Here is an 18,283-nt window from a genome sequence, read left to right on the forward strand (position 1 = left end):
CTACGGTAGTTGATGGTTAAAAAATGGGTGCTAAAACAAGACTGACTTGTGTCTTTGAAAAACAAGTCAGTTTGGTTAATCTCGGTTATGCGATGGCTAATTCAACCCTAGAGAGCTTTTGGTTCTCATCGTCTAGCAGGACTTGAGAAGCAATTCGAGCTTGCTTGGCATCGCCAGACATTATTGCGTCGTAAATCGCTTTGTGTTCTTCTAAACAGAAGCGACCGCCTTCAGCGGAGTGGTCGATAAACTGCTTGAAGATAGTCGACAGAATGTTCGCGAATGGAATGTAAAATTGATTACCTGTCGATAAGAAAATCGTTTGGTGAAACAGGTGATCGTTGGTCGTCCACTCTTCATAATCGAAGCTATTTGCTGCGATGGTCATTTTCTGGAAAAGAATCGAAAGCTCTTTGCGTTGCTCTACAGTTGCATTGGTTGCAGCGAGCGCACACGCTTCCGGGTCAATCGCTTTTCTTAAGCCTAAAAATTGAGACAAGAAGGGTTTAGTATCTTCTAAATCTTGGATCCAGTACAGCAATTGCGGGTCCAAGAAGTGCCACTGTGTTCTCGGTTTGATACGAGTGCCCACTTTTGGCTTCGACTCGATTAAACCTTTTGCCGAAAGTAGCTTAGTTGATTCTCGAAGGGCAGTTCTGCTCACTCCAAAGATTTCGCACAGCTCCATTTCGCTGGGTAACTTTTGATTTTCTTCTAACTCGCCTGACAAGATCTTGCGAGCAATTTGTCTCGCCACTTGAACATGAATTCGGCGGCTTGAATCTTCCACCAATGTAAATATTGACATTTAAACCACCTGAAATTGAAACTTTGAAAACACTAAAAGCCAGACGAATCTGGTGTTTAGTGTCAGTGTATACGTCGAATTTAGTGTGAGGTTTTCCCTCATCTACTCGGGTCTGTTAACCTTATATAGTGTGGCGAACTTAAATCGCTGAGTGAGCTTATATAAACCAGCTAACTAGGGCGTTATTTGTCCGCCGTTAACATCTAGGATTTGACCTGTGATGTAACCGCTGCAAGCGTGCGATGCAAAGAAAGCGAATGAAGGGGCAACTTCATCAATATGGCCAAAGCGTCCCATTGGAATGTTGTTAGCAATGGTCGCTTTCAAATCGTCGCTCTTGCCATCGTGAAATGCGGTGTCGATAGTGCCCGGTGAAACAATGTTGAAACGGATATTGTCTTGCGCGAACTCTTTCACCCAATTGCGGTGAATGTCGTGTAACCAAGCCTTAGACGCGGCATAGATGCCTGCACCAACACCACCGCCTTCGCGAGCGGCGATAGATCCTGTGCTAATCACACAAGATGTTTGCCCGGACTCAGCAGCAGAGGCGCGTAAGTGCGGGATAGAGAACTTGGTTGTCATCAGCGCAGAGCGAACATTAAGGTTCATTACGCGCTCATAAAACTCATCATCGATATTTTCTAGATTGGCGCGACCACCAAGGCCACCGGCGTTGTTAATCAACACGTCCATGCCACCAAAATGATCAGTGAACTCTTTGACTAACCTTTCGCACTCTAATGTGTCCATTAGGTTTGCAGGAAAAAAGGCAACATCGCCACCCAGTGCGGTAAGTTCAGATAGAACGTCATCGACTTTTGAGCTGAAAGCACGACTATTGATGCCGATTTTTGCGCCGTATTTTGCAAAGACACGTGCGGTAGCTAAACCCATACCAGCAGTAGAGCCAGTAATTAGAATGCGTTTGCCTTTTAAATCGTTAAACATCAGAGCCGCCTATATTGTAGATTATTTACGTCAATAAATCATACAATAACACTTGCTATATTCAAGGGTGTTTATCTAAAAACGGGTTATTACCGACATAAATAGTGAGAGTAAGGGTGGTTTTGTGAGTTCACGCATACATTGAAATAGTAAATGAGAACTATTTGTATGAATTAATAGGTTGAATTGGTTTTATAAACCTAAAGATGAGCAGGTTTGTGAAATATTGCTCCAACCTTTACTGGTAGTGACCTCACGTTATTCTGATGCTGTGTTGGTGAAGATATAAATCAGTGCTATAGTCCGAGTTAAATAATACATATCTAATCGGTAAGTAGACACATGGCTGGCTCTTTCAATTCTATTTCAGGCTCTAAGCGAAGCCTTCATGTGCAAGTTGCACGTGAAATCGCCCGTGGTATTTTGTCGGGCAATTTGCCTCAAGGTTCTATTATCCCTGGTGAGATGGCTCTGTGTGAGCAATTTGGTATCAGTAGAACAGCATTAAGAGAAGCGGTTAAGCTTCTGACTTCAAAAGGCCTATTAGAATCTCGTCCTAAGATCGGTACTCGCGTTGTTGACCGTGCATTCTGGAACTTCTTAGATCCACAATTGATCGAATGGATGGACGGTTTGGCCGATACAGACCAATTCTGTCATCAGTTTTTGGGTTTACGCCGCGCGATTGAACCAGAAGCGTGTGCTTTAGCTGCTCAGTTCGCGAGTGCAGAACAACGCATTGAGCTGTCTGGTATTTTCCAACAAATGGTAGAAATCTCTAGCGAAGAAACGCTTGATCAAGAGCGTTGGCTAGATATCGATATGAAGTTCCATAGCCTGATCTTCAATGCAACAGGTAACGACTTCTATCTTCCATTTGGTAACATCTTAACGACCATGTTTGTTAACTTTATTTCTCACTCTTCTGAAGAGGGAAGTACTTGTATTAACGAACACCGCCAGATTTATGAAGCAATCATGGCAGGTAATAGTGACAAAGCACGCCACGCGTCAGCAAGTCACCTGTTAGAAACAAACCACAGATTACCAGCCGCTAGTTAATTGTTTTCACTGTTATTTTAGCTTTGATCGTTTTGCATTATCGACGAGAGGTCATTCTCGTAAAACTAGGGTAGTCAAAGTTAAAATTACGGTCGTACAAAAGCTAACTTCAGTAGTGACCTCTAAAAAGCACGTTTCATACGTGCTTTTTTTGCATCCAAATTTGATGAAAACCTGACTGGTGTCCAATATTTAATCTATTATTTGCTGTTTCGTTAAAAGCACTAGTAACCAGTATTTTAAGTTATATAATAATACTAATTAAATTATTGTGAGTGTGATTATGCCCCAGTCTCTACTGCCAAATATTCTTCAATTCATAGGTCAAATCGACCCATTCGATAAGATCCCTAAAGAAGCACTTCGCGAACTTGCCTCTAACGTGCAAATTACTTATCTCGGTAAGGGAGATGTGGTTGATTTGTGTGAGTCGGGGAAGGAAAAATCACTCTATATCATTCGAACGGGCTCTATGGAGCAACGAAAATCGGATGGTGTGCTTCGTGCCCGTCTAGGCAGCGAAGATTTGTTCGGCTTTACGTTCTTAGATTCTGAAGTCAACGACGAAAAAGGCTATAGAGCTGTCGCAATCGAGAACACTTTGCTTTATGTGATTCCACACTCGGCACTTCAAACGCTTTTCAAAGCCTTTCCAAGTTGCGCAGAACACTTTGCTTCACAGGCGCAGGTTCGCTTGAAGTCGGCACTGGATGTGGTTTGGTCAAATAAAGAGAAAGGCCTATTCATTCGTAAAGTCGAAGAAGTGGCAAGCGGGCAGGTGGCGATTGTTAAGTCTGAGCAAACCATCCAGTCGGTTGCGGTTGAAATGCTTCATCAACGCTCACCATGTGCCGTGATCTATGAAGGTGAAACCATTGTTGGTCTGATCACCGACCGAGATATGACTAAGCGAGTGATTGCCCACGGCGTGAGTACTGATAGCCTGATCTCAGAGGTAATGACGCACTCTCCACTTACTGTAAAACCGGATGATCTGGTGCTGCATGCGGCCTCTATCATGATGCAATTTAATATCCGTAACTTGCCCGTTGTGAAAGAGAATAAGGTCGTTGGTCTTCTTACTACGTCTCATTTGGTTCAAAACCACCGTGTTCAAGCGATATTCTTGATCGAGAAAATCAAATACGCGGGCAGCGTGAAAACCATGTCTTCGTTCACCTCAGAGCGACAAGCTATTTTTGAAGCGCTGGTGGAAGGTAAAGTGGCGCCTGAAACCGTCGGCAAGGTAATGACCATGATTATGGACGCCTACACCCGTCGATTGATTCAAATAGCGATTGATAAGTTAGGCCCACCACCGTGTGATTTCTCTTGGATCGTAGCCGGATCGCACGCACGTAATGAAGTGCACATGTTGTCGGACCAAGACAGCGCGATTGTTCTTGCTGACGATGCAACCGACAGTGACCGTATTTACTTCAAACACTTAGCGATGATGGTGACCAACGGCTTAGCAAGCTGTCACTACCCATTATGTCCAGGTAAATTCATGGCTGCGACGCCAAAATGGTGTCAGCCACTCAGTGTATGGAAGCACTACTACAAGAAGTGGGTGGCTAACCCAGAGTACGAACGCTTGCTTAATATCAGTGTGTTCCTAGAAATTCGTACTATCTACGGCAACAGTGAGTTCGAAGGTATTCTGCGCGATGAGCTGCATAGCAATATTCGCGGTAACCGTGAGTTTTTAAGCACGCTAGTGAAAGACGCGGTCAATACCAACCCGCCACTTGGCATCTTCAATAGCTTAGTGCTAGAGAAGTCAGGTGAGAATAAGAAAACGTTGAACGTGAAGAAGTACGCGATCAACTTGATTATCGACTTAGCGCGTATTTATGGCCTTGCTGTGGAGTGCGATTTGTCGGCGACTGACGAACGTTTCGCTGCTGCCAATGAAAAAGGCATGCTGAGCGACGATGCATTCAAGAACATTCTGGGTGCTTACCAGTTCATTCTCTCTTTCCGTTTTGGCCATCAACTTGAAGCGCTGAAGAACGGGGATGTGCCTGACAACAACATCAACCCAGATAGCTTTGGTAGCTTTGAGCGTAAACACTTGAAAGATGCCTTTAGGATCATTGCTGACCTTCAAGAAGCGGCGAAAATTCGTTTCGGAGCACGTTAATGAAGCTATGTTCAACTAATAAATGTTTAAAACGAATGCTAAACTATTTTCACCCGCTTGAGCGAATTAAACGTAAACGTAAGCAATATTTGGGAACGGTTAAGTTGCCAGAGGCGTTACATGATCTCGTAGAGCAGCCTTGTCCTGAAATGACGGACTTGGCCAAAGACAGCGAATACATCATTTTAGATCTCGAAACCACGGGCTTAGACAGCGAGCAAGACCTTATCTTATCTATGGGGTGGGTCGATGTGGTTAAAGGGAGAATCGATTTAGCGTCAGCCAAGCATATTTATCTGAATAACGATTCGCAGATCAACGCTGAAACCGCTGTTATCAACCATATTACGCCGCAAATGTTAGAAGAGGGCGCCTCTATTCATGATGCGATGCTGACGTTTTTCGAAGCAGCAAAAGGCAAGATCATTGTCGCACACGCTTGTGTGGTCGAAGAGAAGTTCATTAGCCAATACCTTCTTCGCTGCTACGGTTTAAGAGCGATTCCTCTGCTTTGGCTTGATACCTTGTGTATTGAGAAAAGCATGGAGAAAGCGATCAGCAATCATGAAGAAGTCGATTTAACCTTGGCAGGGACTCGCGAAAGGTACGGGCTTCCTGAGTACAACAGCCACAATGCATTAGCCGATGCCGTTTCGACAGCGGAATTGTTTTTGGCTCAGCAGAAGCGAGTTGTGCCTAACGATAATGTGACCGTTGCCTTTCTCTATCGGATTAGTCACTAGGAAAAAGAGCTGCAAGTGCGCGGCTCTTATTTTACTGATTTTAAAGGAAAAAAAGCCAGCGATTAAGCTGGCTTTTGTTTAGGTCTTAGAAAATTAGGACAGTAATTATCTTAGATTATTCATGTAGCTATCGATTAGAAGCTGTAAGTTAGACCAACACGGCTACGCAGTTCACGAGTCGCTTTAGTTGATGAAGTGCTCACATCACCAAACTCTACATATGGTGCCCATTGACCCATAATATGGCGAATGCTTGCGTTCAACTCGTAGTTGGTATCGTCGTTGTCGTAGATGTCATAGCCATCCGCTTTGTAGTAGTTACCTTCTAGACCAAAGCGCCAGTTTTCCATTGAGTAGTTAACGTTTGCCGTTAGACGGTGACGACGTTGATTAGAAACGTTTTTATCAACCGTGATTGGAACACCGTCACTATCAACAATAACATCACCATTGTCATCGAATTGATACTCTGAGCTGCTAGTGTTCTGTCTCATATCGTAACGGTAACGAGCACTTAGGCTTAGGCCATCAACGCTATCCACTTTGTATGTTGCACGAACTTGAGGCTTGTATGTAACGCCAGATTCACGAGCTTCAATTGGCATACCGTAAGTCATTGTCCAGTTATCGTTTAGTACATGACGGTAGTTTAGACCAAGCTCCCAACCATTGTTCTTCAAATCTTCCATGAATTTACCGTCTTCTCCCTTGAATTTCGCTTCGATATCTACAAGGAAGTTGCCAATGCTATCGCCAAGTTTTACACGAGTAGCGTGTTGATCTGTATGACTCTTGTATTCGTGTCTCATATCGAAAGACGCAGCAGATACAGAGCCAGCAGCGAGTACAGATGCCACAGCAATCACGATTTTAGTTTTATTCATGGTATTAATTCCATATTTATATGGTTGAGTATTGGCCATAATTACAAGCCAAATAGAGTAGTTCTTGTCTTAAATGCATTTTGTTTTTGAAATTATTTCTTGGTTATTTCAAATTTATTTTGCATTTAAATAATACAAATATAGTAGCGATCCGAGGCGTGATGATCTGTGAACTTGATCGTGTTGTTAGGACAAAACCACTATTTACAAAGGGTTACAAAATCGAGTTGTTTCGTTAAGTTGATGTTTTTTAGTGATTTGTTTGGCTGTTGATAATGGTTTTGAAGAGTTTTGTTCATCAATAAATGTGCGCTACAGCAAAAAATTGAACCTTTAGATATCATTTTTATTTGTAATACATTATTATTTACTAACTTTCTGTAGCAACACATAACTTTGCTGTGTTGATTGCATGAACAGACGGTGTGAAGCCGAATAAGTAAGAGTGGTCTTGAAGCTAAATGGATTAAATCCACCGCTTTAAGAACATGAGACATTTACTTGAGGTGATTTAAAGCTCATCAGAGAAGGTTTGAAATGTAGTAGGCAAGGTAGTGACATAGCCTGCTATATAAGTATGAACTTGATAGGAATGAACTGGGTTCGAATCGTTACCCGTTGTTCTCATCAGCGACAAAGAAGAAATCGTTGAAGTGCTTGCGAAAGCATTTTGATTATTGCTCCCAACTATTCTAATTATAACTTCTGCTTTCATCTAGAAAGGTAGGAGATGGTAGTCGAAGATCTACCCTTGCGCTCATGTTGATACAGGCAACATGAGCGTTTTTTTATTTGAAATTTGAGTAGAGAGTCGTGTGCGGCTCAATAAGCGTGTAAACCGCGGCTTAAGAATAGGCTTTTAGGTTGATGACAACACGCTCAAGTGAGTCTGTTACAGCATCAAAGCCACGAACATTCACGCTTAATCACATGAATGTTCGTTTCTCTTCTCTTGTCTCTTAGTTGCAGACGTGTAGCTGCAAACTTTAACAGCAGGCGTTTAGTTATATCAAAGAGCTCCGTGAGAGCTGTTCTTGAGGCTTAGCTTTCTGTAGGCATCCACACCTGTTTAGAGGTGACTTTGTGATCTTTAAAGGTCAGTTCTTCAACTTTGTCACCGTTAGTATTCCAGCGAGTAAGTTTTCCGTTCGCGACTTCACCTTCATCAAACTTCGCTTGGCTGGCCTTATTACCGTTCGGGTAGTAGTCCGTTACCAATCCATCTTTTTGTCCGTCGCTGTATTCAGCTGTCAGGCTTTGTTCCCCATTGGGATACCAGCGAGAGGCGGTGCCTGATAGTTCATTGTCTTTATAATTGAGTTCTGCTTTTTTCTGTCCGTTTGGATACCAGGTTTCAGCTTTGCCTTGCAGTTCACCTTTTACGTAATTCACTTTAGAAGCGACTTGGCCATTCGGATACCAGTTAGTTTCTAGCCCAAGTTCTAAGCCATCGGCAAACTGAGCTTGGGTCGCGACTTGGCCGTTATCGAACTTCTGTTCAAATTGACCAGTGAAAGGTTTTGAATGGTTTACTTGGTAAGCCACGCCTTTACGCATCTGTAAGTAGTCAACAGCATCTTCACGCGGTGTTGCTGCATAGCTCATAGAAGATACCGTACTAAGAGCAATTAAGATTGGAACGTATTTCTTCATAATGACACCTTTTTATTGGACGGGGAAAGTGTAACGGGTGTGTTAAAAGCATTTCACTTCCGTGTATCCCTGTCAGTATCTAATAGTGGTTTTCAAGTTTTCATTATTGGCTGCCTAATATAGGGAACTTTTAAAAGCAAATTATCGATCTTATTTGTACTACAAATATGTTGGTTTAATTCATTTTTATAAATTATATCTAACGATATTTTTGCTGCTCTTCTTTAAGCTTTGATCGTCAAGAATAATAGTTTTTAACGATGAATCTTCGATTTTTAGAGACTTTGTTCATGTTTTTCGGGGTTTTGGTCGAAATTTAGTGCGGATAACTGCACTGACTTGAGGAATTGCGCTCCTAGGTGGTGCAACTTTGAACTCGATCACTTGTATGATTAATTGAGTGTCAGACTGTAAGATCATTGTCACGCATTTGGATTATTGTAGTACAAATATACTTGCCATTTATTTATAGTGACCTCAACAAAAAACATAAATAAAAGGTCTAACGATGGAACTCAATACCCTGATAGTTGGCATCTACTTCCTATTCTTAATTGCGATAGGGTGGATGTTTCGAACGTTTACAAGTACGACAAGTGATTACTTCCGTGGGGGAGGTAATATGCTGTGGTGGATGGTAGGTGCAACCGCATTTATGACCCAGTTCAGTGCTTGGACATTTACTGGTGCAGCAGGTAAAGCCTTTACCGATGGCTTTGCCGTAGCGATTATCTTCATCGCGAACGCATTCGGTTACCTAATGAACTACCTTTACTTCGCTCCGAAGTTCCGTCAACTGCGTGTTGTGACGGTAATTGAAGCGATTCGTATGCGTTTTGGTAAGGTGAATGAGCAAGTATTTACTTGGTCTGGTATGCCAAACAGCGTTATCTCTGCAGGTATTTGGTTGAATGGTCTAGCAATCATCGCATCGGGTATCTTCGGCTTTGATATGACAACAACGATTATCCTAACGGGTCTGGTTGTACTGATTATGTCAGTGACGGGCGGCTCTTGGGCGGTAATCGCATCTGACTTTATGCAGATGGTTATCATCATGGCAGTAACGGTGACATGTGCAGTCGTTGCTATTTACCACGGTGGCGGTGTTACGCAGATCATTAGCGACTTCCCAACGGATTCGTTCATCACGGGTGACAACCTTAACTACATGAGCATCTTCAGCATCTGGGCTGTGTTCATCTTCTTAAAGCAGTTCAGCATTACCAACAACATGCTTAACTCTTACCGTTACCTTGCTGCAAAAGATTCAAACAACGCACGTAAAGCAGCACTGCTTGCTTGTGTACTAATGACGCTTGGTCCAATCATCTGGTTCATGCCTTCTTGGTTCATGGCTGGTCAAGGTGTTGATTTAGCAGCTGCTTACCCAGAAGCTGGCAGCAAAGCCGCTGACTTCGCTTACCTTTACTTCGTTCAAGAATACATGCCTGCAGGTATGGTTGGCCTTCTGATTGCCGCTATGTTCGCAGCAACAATGTCTTCAATGGACTCAGGTCTAAACCGTAACTCAGGTATCTTCGTTAAGAACTTCTACGAGCCGATTCTTCGTCCTAAAGCGACAGAGAAAGAGCTAATGGTTGTTTCTAAACTAACGTCTACCTTCTTCGGTATCGCGATCATCTTGGTTGCTCTGTTCATCAACTCTCTTAAAGGTCTGAGCCTTTTCGACACCATGATGTACGTGGGCGCATTGATCGGCTTCCCAATGACAATTCCAGCATTCTGTGGCTTCTTCATCCGTAAAACACCGGATTGGGCAGGTTGGGGCACGCTAGTTGTAGGTGGTGTGGTTTCTTACTTCGTTGGTTTCGTTATCACTGCGGACATGATTCAAAACTGGTTCGGTCTAAATGAACTAACTGGCCGTGAGTGGGCTGACCTGAAAGTGGCTATCGGCCTTATCGGTCACATCATATTTACTGCTGGCTTCTTTGTTCTTTCAACACTGTTCTACAAGCCTCTTGCTGAGCACCGTGAGAAAGACGTAGACAAGTTCTTCAACAACCTAGCGACGCCACTAGTTGCTGAAAGTAATGAACAGAAGAAACTGGATAACAAGCAACGTCGTATGTTGGGTTCACTTATCGCGGTAGCGGGTGTGGGCGTAATGACTATGTTCGTACTGCCAAACCCAATGTGGGGACGCATGGTATTCGTTCTGTGTGGCTTGATTGTGTTCTCTGTTGGTCTGTTACTTGTTAAAGCAGTCGATGACAAAGTCGAGCAACAAGACGAAGTGACTCCAGCCGAAGGCTAATTTAATACGCATCCTAAATAACATCACGGCCACCTGAACGGGTGGTCGTCATTTTTATAATCCAAACTTTAATGTGAGATGTACGATGAACAGAAAACTATTATCGGTAAGCATTATTAGCGCGTTCACACTCGCTTTTGCAACAGGCTGTACAACACAAGAAAAAACAGCACCCGTAGTCAGTGTCGCTGAACAAGCTACGCCTGCTGTTAGCGAAATTGACCGTAGTTACCTATTGAGCAGTGACCGCTTAACAGAGGTAGATGGCGACACTTTAGCCGTTGCTTCGGAAGAGCAAGTGGCTGCGCTTAAAGCACAATTTGAAAACCTAAAAGATGGCGACGAAGTGGTTATCCCTGCCGGTAAATACGCGAACTTAGGTCAAGTGACGATCACGGCGAATGACATCACTATCAAGGCTGAGCAAGCAGGCTCTGCGTGGATCACTGGTTTGATTCAGTTTGAACTGAAAGGCGATGACATCACGCTTGATGGCTTGGTATTTACTGAGGGCGGTCCTAACGAACGCTTTGGTGCAGTACGTATGATGGGTAATGGCAACACGCTGCAAAACTCAACATTCTACTACTTCAACCATGATTACACGTACGAGCCAGACGAGCGTCGTTCTGAGTATCCAAAGTACCTATGGGTTTCTCTATGGGGTAAAGATGGCAAAGTCATCAACAACCGTTTCGAAGGTAAGCAAAAACGCGGCACTTTGATCGGTGTACAAAAAGATGACACAGCCGACAACCACCTGATCGCAAATAATATCTTCATGGATCAAAAGCCTAACCAATTCAATGAATTCGATATCAAAGAAGCGATTCGTTACAACGGCAACAGCTGGGAAGCGATCCGTATTGGTGATTCTAAAGCTTCACAGTGGGATTCAAGTTCTAAGTTCGTGAACAACCTGATGATCGATATGGATGGTGAGCGTGAGCTTATCTCGATTAAGTCGGGCGACAACACGATCTCAGGTAATACTATTTTCCAAAGCACCGCGCTTATTTCACTGCGTCACGGAAAAGGCAACACGGTTGAGAACAACATGATTCTTGGCAATGGAAAGCGCCTAACCGGCGGCGTCCGTATCTACGATGAAGATCATGTGATTCGCAATAACTACATTGCAAACACTCGAGGCCGCGATGGTTTGATCGAAGGCAACGCTGACCTACGTGGCGGCATTGTTATTAACACAGGTATTATCGACGTAGCGAATGGTGAGCAGCTAGATCAATCGGTGAAAGGCAAAGAGCTGAACAAGCAGTGGACACCGAAAAACATCACCATCGAGAATAACTCTCTAGTCGACACTGAGTGGGGCATTGTTTACGGCAACCAAAGCCACCGTGTAAGTTTGTTTGACAACGCAGAAGTGGAAGGCATTTATGCGGGCGTTGATGTGGCGTTCAAACACAACGTGGTTGATAACTCGCAATCTCCTGAGTTTGTAAGTGTGCGTGCAACGCAAGATTACCCATTAGTCGGCGCAACCTACACAGACGAAACTTACGTAGGTCAAGTAACGGATTCTGGGTTGATTGAAAGCTATTCGGTTGAACTGCCAAAAATGACGGTTGAGAACGGTATCAACGCTTATCAAGGCGAAGGTGCAGACGTGTCTAAACTTGCGGTCGTGACGGCTGAAACAGCGGGTCCGGACTACGTGCTTGAGAATACGACTAAGTAAGTTATTGGCTATGGGTCATTACTTAATGGCTAATGCTTAATGGTTTGAGCTATCAAATCAATTCACGATAGCTGTCTTGACCATTAACACTTAAAAAGCCTCAACAGATAATGTCTGTTGAGGCTTTATCGATCTTAGGTTGTGACTATCTCGATCTTACGTCGTGACTACTGTGATTTATACTTATGCAGCAGATCCCAAGGGATATGGCATAAGTGATGATCTTCAGGAAATAGGCTCAAATGATGCTGGTGGATGTCGTCGCTGGCAACATAATTGGTCAATGGCAATATCTCGAGTGCGATACGGTCGGCGTCGTCACGAGAGGCAACATAGTGCTTAGCTTCGGTTAAGTGTTCTGCATTAGTGCTGTATACACCTGTGCGGTATTTCTCTCCGACATCGACACCTTGTTTATTCAAGCTGTAAGGGTCGATAATCTCAAACAAGTGTTCCATCAAAATCGTGACTGACGTGATGTTTGGATCAAATTCAATTTGTACGCACTCCGCGTAGCCATTGTAATCGCTTTGTCTACCGTCGCTTTGTGTCGTTTTGTTCTCTGTTGGCTGGGCGCTTCCATTAGCACGGCCTGCTTCTGTGCTGATAACACCAGGAACGTACTTAATAAATTCTTGTACACCCCACAAGCAGCCGCCAGCTAAATAAATTTGTTCCATACTTCTCTTTGAGCTCTCTGTGTTTGTTGATGTTCGTTAGGTACCCGAATCAATACGATGATACCCGTACGTATAAAAAAGCGTCTATAAAAATGAGCGCGCAAATAAAAACAAGCGTTTAGGCATTGTAAACCTGTGCGACTGAACAAACATAAGTTTAATATGATTTGTGATTATATAAGTCAGTATTGCTTTGTCATCAACTCGAATCTCAACATCAAGTGAGCGTTACTCTAAACATGTTTGATCAAATAAAAGACTTCATTAATCCGAGCAAGAACCCAGACTTGACTCAGGCTCATGAATATCAGCGCAAGCATCTTCCTACATTGTGGCTGTTGGGCAAAACGGGGGTGGGCAAGTCATCGTTTATTCAAGCGGTCACGGGCGACTCTTCTGTAGAAGTGGGCAATGGTTTTGCGCCTTGTACCATGACGGCGATGTCGTATGAGTTTCCGCAAGACAAACCCGTGATGAGGTTTCTTGATACCAGAGGACTCAGCGAAGCGAATTACGATGCGAAAGAGGATTTGGAAGAGATTGGTCAGGCAGGTAATGCGTTAGTCGTTGTAATGAAAGCCGACGAACCTGAACAATCCGCTGTGCTTACGGCTCTAAAACAGATTAAGAAACAGAAGAAGATTAAACACTTGTTGCTGGTTCATACGGCGGTGTTGTCTTCCAGTGAACCAGATCGAGCAAGGCAAATTCAGTTCAACACCAACCAAGTAGAGAAGGCTTGGGGTAAAGAGTTTGAATCGGTAGCGGTCGATTTCGAAACGGATGACAACGCTATGTCTAACAGCGAAGCGGTTTACAACTATGACATCTTGTTAGAAAAGCTGAGCAGTATTCTTCCGGTGATAGGAATGATGGTGCAAGACAAAGAACATTCCACGCAAGAAGAAGCCAACTTTGATCAAGTAGAAAACGAAGTGCTTTGGTATGCAGGAAGTGCCGCAGCGAGTGACCTGATTCCGGGTGTTGGTTTGGTGTCGGTACCTACGATTCAAGCCAAAATGCTTCACAGCTTGGCCAATCAATATGGGGTCGAATGGAATAAGAGAGTCTTTAGTGAGTTGATAGGCACTCTGGGAAGCAGCTTTGCTTTGCAATACGGAATGAAGCTGGGCACTCGACAGTTGATAAAGCTGATTCCAGTTTATGGTCAAACGGTAGGTGCGGTGGCTGCAGCGGCAATGAGTTTCGGCACCTCTTATGGTTTAGGTCGCGCGGCTTGTTTTTACTTCTATCACAAGAACAAAGGTGAAGAAGTGTCTGAACAAGAGATGCAGAAGATCTACAAAGAATCTCTGAAAAAAGGAAAGGCGGCGTCGGGTTATGAAGAAAATTAGAAACCTATTTCGATTACTGGCGGTGCTATCGAGCGGACGCTGGGGCATTGCCCTGATTCCGGCGATCTTCCCAAGCATTATCATGATGGGTTTTGGTGTCTTCTTGGCGATCAAATACGGTTATCTACTCGAAATGTCGATTGCCATTGCCGTGAGTACCTTGGTGTTCACCATTCCTTTATTCATTTCTAGCCGTTCTTCAAGCCGCTCTTCAAATAAAGAGTCTTTCTCGAATAAAGAGAGTGGCGGCCTTGGCGAGGATACTGCTGAAGCTGAATCACAGCATAAAAAAGCTGATATCAACGATGCATTGGTTAAGGCTTCGGCTGATTGGTCTCAAAAAGAACTGTCGATCTGGAATGATTCAAAACACCATGTACGCCAACAATTAATGGTCGACATAGAGTGGGGTAACCTAGACCAAACCGGTTTAGAGGTACTTGAATTTGTTGCGAAAAAGTTTGATAAGAAATCACTCGATTTTTCGATTCCTGAAGGGCTAAAGCTGTTCGAAGAGGTCAGCCGACGCTACAAATTGGTAGTGCGAGAGCATATCCCCGGCATTGAGTATCTCAAGGTTTCTTACATCAAAGCGGGCTACGAAGCCTACGATAAATACGGTGAGCTAGGACAGAAGATCTTCAAAGCGGCTATTTGGGGTAACCACCTTAAAAACTTGTATTTGAATCCACTCAAGGTGATTTCTGATTTAGGACGAGAACAAGCGACAGCAACGATGACAAGGGGTGTGGTTGATGACATGCAATACGCCGCCAAACAAGCCTTGTTAGATGAAGTTGCGGCGGTGGCGATTGACCTCTACAGCGGACGTTTCAGCATTGAAGATGAGGCACTTAAAGTGTCTGATGTTTCTGAACTCGACGAACAACGCTTTGCTCCAGAGCTAGAGCCTGTGCGAATCGTGCTGGTGGGACAAACCAGTTCGGGTAAATCTTCACTTATCAATGCACTCAAGCAAGAGTTGGTTGCAGAAGTGGATGTGCTGCCATCAACCGACACTTCAACGGTGTATAACGCGTTTGTCGACGACAATGATGTTCGCGTTGTTGATCTTCAGGGGCTTGATGGCAATCCTAAAACCGAAGCCTTAATGCTGAAAGAGATGACCCAAGCGGATGTGGTGCTATGGGTGCTTAAAGCCAATCAGTCTGCACGTGATTTGGATAAGCAATTGAAAGATAGATTTGATGCTTTCTATGACGATCCTAAGAACATCTCACGCAAGAAACCGATTGTGGTGTCGGTTGTGAATCAGGTAGACAGATTAAAGCCTGTAGACGATTGGCAGCCACCGTATGACTTAGAGAATCCAACATCGACCAAAGCGAAGATCATTGCTCAAGCGCTCGAATACAATCATATATTGCTGCAAACCGATATCGTGTTACCGCTGGCGATTGCGCCAGAAAAGGTACAGTTTGGTTTAGATACTTTAAGGCAGACGTTGATAGAGCGTATCGCTGACGCAAATAACGTTCAGAGAAACCGCCAACGTTTAGAAGCCATGGAAAGAGGCTCGTCGGTTAAAGGCCAACTGAATAAAGCAGTCAAAGTGGGTAAGAAGGTGGCACCCAGCGTATTGAAAGCGGCGACACCAAAACTGGCTGAAATGGCCATCAAGCAAGCCGTGAAGAAGAAGTAAGCCATTCACTGCGAATACGGTTCTGGTGAGGTTTGAGCCTCATCAGAATTTATCTTTTCTAGATCGGCGAGTTTTGGATCTTGGCTTTATTAGATGATGGCTTTTTTAGAAAACAGCTATCTTCGCCCCTTATTAGAGAGGTGTTGATTTCAAAAGGGATTTGATATTATTAAGGTTCTCGCTGAACTAGTTTAATAGTATATAAACAGCTGTGATTCACATTTTATATAACACGCTATCGTATTTAATCATCATTCTAAATATTGATCACATTTATACTTTTTTAAGCTGTATTTATAAAACAATTGCACTATATTTAAACTTCGGATCATCTTGATTTCAACGTAGGGATATATTGTGAACATGTATCTGAAATGGCAATCAACTACTTGGCTAACCTTGTTAGCTTGGTATACCTTAGATCACCAACTCTCGTTCCACCTTTCTTCAGAGTAGTACCCTCTAGGCGTCACGCGCCAGCAAAGCAGCGAGCTTTGTTTACCTATCAGCAGCTTTGATAACCTTTGAACGTATGAATGTCGCACTTATTATTCCGTGTAGGGTATTCGTTTTTTGTCGTTCTCGCTAATTATCTTAGCCTCTGTTTAGGTTTGATTAATAAGTCATTATTTAATTTGTTTATTTTCACTGTTAATTTTCTGTGTATCTTTATACGGAACTATTAATTTAATAGTGAGGACTCGTGACATCTAAAGAAAATACATTTCGACCTGATCGGAATGTATTGAAAGGTATTATTATGGAAAACTTCAAACATCTACCAGAACCGTTTCGTATTCGTGTTGTAGAGCCAGTAAAAAGAACAACTCGCGCCTATCGTGAACAAGCCATTGTCGACGCGGGCATGAACCCATTTTTGCTCGACAGTGATGATGTGTTTATCGACTTACTGACAGACAGCGGAACAGGATCTATCACTCAGCGTATGCAAGCCGCGATGTTAATGGGTGATGAAGCTTATAGTGGTAGCCGCAGTTACTACGCACTGTCGAATGCGGTGAAAGATATCTTTGGTTATGAGCTGACTATTCCAACACACCAAGGACGCGGTGCAGAGCAGATCTACATTCCGGTTCTTATTAAGAAGCGTGAAATGGAGAAAGGGCTCGATCGCAGCAAAATGGTCGCCTTGTCGAACTACTTCTTCGATACAACACAAGGCCACACCCAAGTGAATTGCTGTGTGGCGAAGAACGTTTATACCAAAGAAGCGTTCGATACCTCAGTGAACGCGGATTTCAAAGGCAACTTCGATGTGGTGAAGCTGGAAGAAGCGATCTTAGAAGCGGGCGCAGCCAATGTTCCCTACATTGTGAGCACCATTACTTGTAACTCTGCTGGTGGACAGCCAGTGTCTATCGCCAATCTAAAAGCCGTGTATGAAATCGCTCAGAAGTACGATATTCCTGTGATCATGGACTCGGCACGCTACGCAGAAAATGCCTACTTCATTCAACAACGTGAAGCGGGTTATCAGGATTGGACAATCGAACAGATCACGCGTGAGTCTTACAAATACGCGGATGGTTTAGCTATGTCTGCCAAGAAAGATGCCATGGTGCAAATGGGCGGCTTGTTGTGCTTTAAAGACGACGCTTTCATGGATGTGTACACAGAGTGTCGAACCTTGTGTGTGGTGCAAGAGGGCTTCCCAACCTATGGTGGCTTAGAAGGTGGCGCGATGGAGCGTCTTGCGGTTGGCCTTTATGACGGCATGCGCCAAGATTGGTTAGAGTACCGTATTGGCCAGGTTCAATACCTTGTTGATGGCTTAGAAGCGATGGGCATCGTGTGCCAGCAAGCAGGCGGTCATGCTGCGTTTGTCGATGCGGGTAAATTGCTGCCTCATATCCCGGCTGGTCAGTTTCCCGCACATGCTTTGGCGTGCGAACTCTATAAAGTCGCGGGTATCAGAGCGGTTGAGATTGGGTCTTTGCTGCAAGGACGCGACCCAGCAACAGGTGAACAACACCCATGTCCTGCTGAGTTGTTGCGCCTTACCATTCCTCGCGCGACCTACACACAAACACACATGGACTTCATTATCGAAGCATTCGAAAAAGTGAAAGAGAATGCAGGACAAGTGAAAGGGCTCGATTTTACCTACGAGCCGCCGGTGTTAAGACACTTCACTGCGCGCTTGAAAGAGGTTGAAACCGTTGAAAAACAGACAGAAAAAAAGAATGAACAAACGCTCGAAGAAGCATTTTAAAATAAAAACATAAGCGAATAGTCACTAGAAACATAATCAAAGGCTCCCTCGGGAGCCTTTTCTTTTTTTGGATGGTAGGGGAGTTAGGCAGTTAAGTCTTTAAGTAGTTAACCCGTTAAAAG

13 protein-coding genes are annotated in these 18,283 nt (G+C 43.8%); 8 read left to right on the forward strand and 5 right to left on the reverse strand.

The features are described 5' to 3' along the window. Nucleotides 1-85 precede the first annotated feature (85 nt). Nucleotides 86-808 (reverse strand): FadR/GntR family transcriptional regulator, encoded by a 723-nt coding sequence (locus tag AB4583_RS15860; protein ID WP_017063624.1) that lies wholly within the window; start codon nt 806-808, stop codon nt 86-88. A 174-nt stretch (nt 809-982) separates the two neighbouring features. Beyond that, nucleotides 983-1,759: an SDR family NAD(P)-dependent oxidoreductase gene (locus AB4583_RS15865; RefSeq protein WP_372118233.1), complete on the reverse strand. Its 777-nt coding sequence runs from the start codon at nt 1,757-1,759 to the stop codon at nt 983-985. Nucleotides 1,760-2,101: 342 nt separating this feature from the next. Here AB4583_RS15865 and AB4583_RS15870 point away from each other — a divergent pair, with 342 nt between their 5' ends. The 3 genes from AB4583_RS15870 (at nt 2,102) to AB4583_RS15880 (ending at nt 5,710) form a co-directional block, all read left to right on the forward strand. Further along, entirely contained in the window at nt 2,102-2,821 is a 720-nt protein-coding gene (locus AB4583_RS15870) for a FadR/GntR family transcriptional regulator (RefSeq protein ID WP_017072471.1), read from the forward strand. A gap of 283 nt (nt 2,822-3,104) precedes the next feature. Beyond that, nucleotides 3,105-4,967 (forward strand): DUF294 nucleotidyltransferase-like domain-containing protein, encoded by a 1,863-nt coding sequence (locus AB4583_RS15875; protein WP_050621193.1) that lies wholly within the window; start codon nt 3,105-3,107, stop codon nt 4,965-4,967. Next, a complete protein-coding gene (locus tag AB4583_RS15880) occupies nt 4,967-5,710 on the forward strand; it encodes a 3'-5' exonuclease (protein ID WP_372051278.1) in 744 nt (247 codons plus the stop codon). The genes AB4583_RS15875 and AB4583_RS15880 overlap by 1 nt, the downstream gene beginning before the upstream one ends. Nucleotides 5,711-5,844: 134 nt before the next feature. Here the strand turns inward: AB4583_RS15880 and AB4583_RS15885 are convergent, their stop codons facing one another. Next, a complete protein-coding gene (locus AB4583_RS15885) occupies nt 5,845-6,594 on the reverse strand; it encodes an oligogalacturonate-specific porin KdgM family protein (RefSeq protein ID WP_017069963.1) in 750 nt (249 codons plus the stop codon). Between the two features lie 1,041 nt (nt 6,595-7,635). Further along, on the reverse strand, nt 7,636-8,247 hold the full coding sequence (locus tag AB4583_RS15890; protein WP_017069964.1) for a toxin-antitoxin system YwqK family antitoxin: 612 nt from the start codon (nt 8,245-8,247) through the stop codon (nt 7,636-7,638). Between the two features lie 508 nt (nt 8,248-8,755). Here AB4583_RS15890 and AB4583_RS15895 point away from each other — a divergent pair. Beyond that, nucleotides 8,756-10,528 carry a sodium:solute symporter family transporter gene (locus tag AB4583_RS15895; protein ID WP_171733577.1) on the forward strand — a complete coding sequence of 591 codons (1,773 nt, stop codon included), beginning with the start codon at nt 8,756-8,758 and terminating at the stop codon, nt 10,526-10,528. 85 nt (nt 10,529-10,613) lie between these two features. Further along, nucleotides 10,614-12,230, forward strand: a complete 1,617-nt coding sequence (locus tag AB4583_RS15900; protein ID WP_372118239.1) for a polysaccharide lyase 6 family protein — start codon at nt 10,614-10,616, stop codon at nt 12,228-12,230. Nucleotides 12,231-12,397: 167 nt separating this feature from the next. Here AB4583_RS15900 and AB4583_RS15905 read toward each other — a convergent pair whose 3' ends face one another. Then, entirely contained in the window at nt 12,398-12,910 is a 513-nt protein-coding gene (locus AB4583_RS15905) for a peptide-methionine (S)-S-oxide reductase (RefSeq protein WP_372052474.1), read from the reverse strand. 239 nt (nt 12,911-13,149) lie between these two features. Between AB4583_RS15905 and AB4583_RS15910 the strand changes: the two genes are divergently transcribed. The 3 genes from AB4583_RS15910 to tnaA all read left to right on the forward strand — a co-directional run bounded on the left by AB4583_RS15910 (nt 13,150) and on the right by tnaA (nt 18,161). Next, nucleotides 13,150-14,265 (forward strand): YcjF family protein, encoded by a 1,116-nt coding sequence (locus AB4583_RS15910; protein WP_372118242.1) that lies wholly within the window; start codon nt 13,150-13,152, stop codon nt 14,263-14,265. Further along, nucleotides 14,252-15,928, forward strand: a complete 1,677-nt coding sequence (locus AB4583_RS15915) for a GTPase family protein (RefSeq protein ID WP_372118245.1) — start codon at nt 14,252-14,254, stop codon at nt 15,926-15,928. The genes AB4583_RS15910 and AB4583_RS15915 overlap by 14 nt, the downstream gene beginning before the upstream one ends. A gap of 760 nt (nt 15,929-16,688) precedes the next feature. Next, nucleotides 16,689-18,161, forward strand: a complete 1,473-nt coding sequence (gene tnaA, locus AB4583_RS15920) for a tryptophanase (RefSeq protein ID WP_017069968.1) — start codon at nt 16,689-16,691, stop codon at nt 18,159-18,161. Nucleotides 18,162-18,283: the final 122 nt, after the last annotated feature.

This window comes from Vibrio sp. 10N.222.49.C12, from assembly GCF_041475025.1.
GTDB lineage: Bacteria > Pseudomonadota > Gammaproteobacteria > Enterobacterales > Vibrionaceae > Vibrio > Vibrio crassostreae_C.

Excerpts from the sequence above, each read along its gene's own strand:
- AB4583_RS15915 (WP_372118245.1), top strand. The coding sequence starts at position 14,252 with ATGAAGAAAATTAGAAACCTATTTCGATTACTGGCGGTGCTATCGAGC.
- AB4583_RS15860 (WP_017063624.1), bottom strand. The coding sequence starts at position 808 with ATGTCAATATTTACATTGGTGGAAGATTCAAGCCGCCGAATTCATGTT.
- AB4583_RS15870 (WP_017072471.1), top strand. The coding sequence starts at position 2,102 with ATGGCTGGCTCTTTCAATTCTATTTCAGGCTCTAAGCGAAGCCTTCAT.
- tnaA (WP_017069968.1), top strand. The coding sequence starts at position 16,689 with ATGGAAAACTTCAAACATCTACCAGAACCGTTTCGTATTCGTGTTGTA.
- AB4583_RS15895 (WP_171733577.1), top strand. The coding sequence starts at position 8,756 with ATGGAACTCAATACCCTGATAGTTGGCATCTACTTCCTATTCTTAATT.
- AB4583_RS15885 (WP_017069963.1), bottom strand. The coding sequence starts at position 6,594 with ATGAATAAAACTAAAATCGTGATTGCTGTGGCATCTGTACTCGCTGCT.
- AB4583_RS15910 (WP_372118242.1), top strand. The coding sequence starts at position 13,150 with ATGTTTGATCAAATAAAAGACTTCATTAATCCGAGCAAGAACCCAGAC.
- AB4583_RS15865 (WP_372118233.1), bottom strand. The coding sequence starts at position 1,759 with ATGTTTAACGATTTAAAAGGCAAACGCATTCTAATTACTGGCTCTACT.
- AB4583_RS15880 (WP_372051278.1), top strand. The coding sequence starts at position 4,967 with ATGAAGCTATGTTCAACTAATAAATGTTTAAAACGAATGCTAAACTAT.
- AB4583_RS15875 (WP_050621193.1), top strand. The coding sequence starts at position 3,105 with ATGCCCCAGTCTCTACTGCCAAATATTCTTCAATTCATAGGTCAAATC.
- AB4583_RS15900 (WP_372118239.1), top strand. The coding sequence starts at position 10,614 with ATGAACAGAAAACTATTATCGGTAAGCATTATTAGCGCGTTCACACTC.
- AB4583_RS15905 (WP_372052474.1), bottom strand. The coding sequence starts at position 12,910 with ATGGAACAAATTTATTTAGCTGGCGGCTGCTTGTGGGGTGTACAAGAA.
- AB4583_RS15890 (WP_017069964.1), bottom strand. The coding sequence starts at position 8,247 with ATGAAGAAATACGTTCCAATCTTAATTGCTCTTAGTACGGTATCTTCT.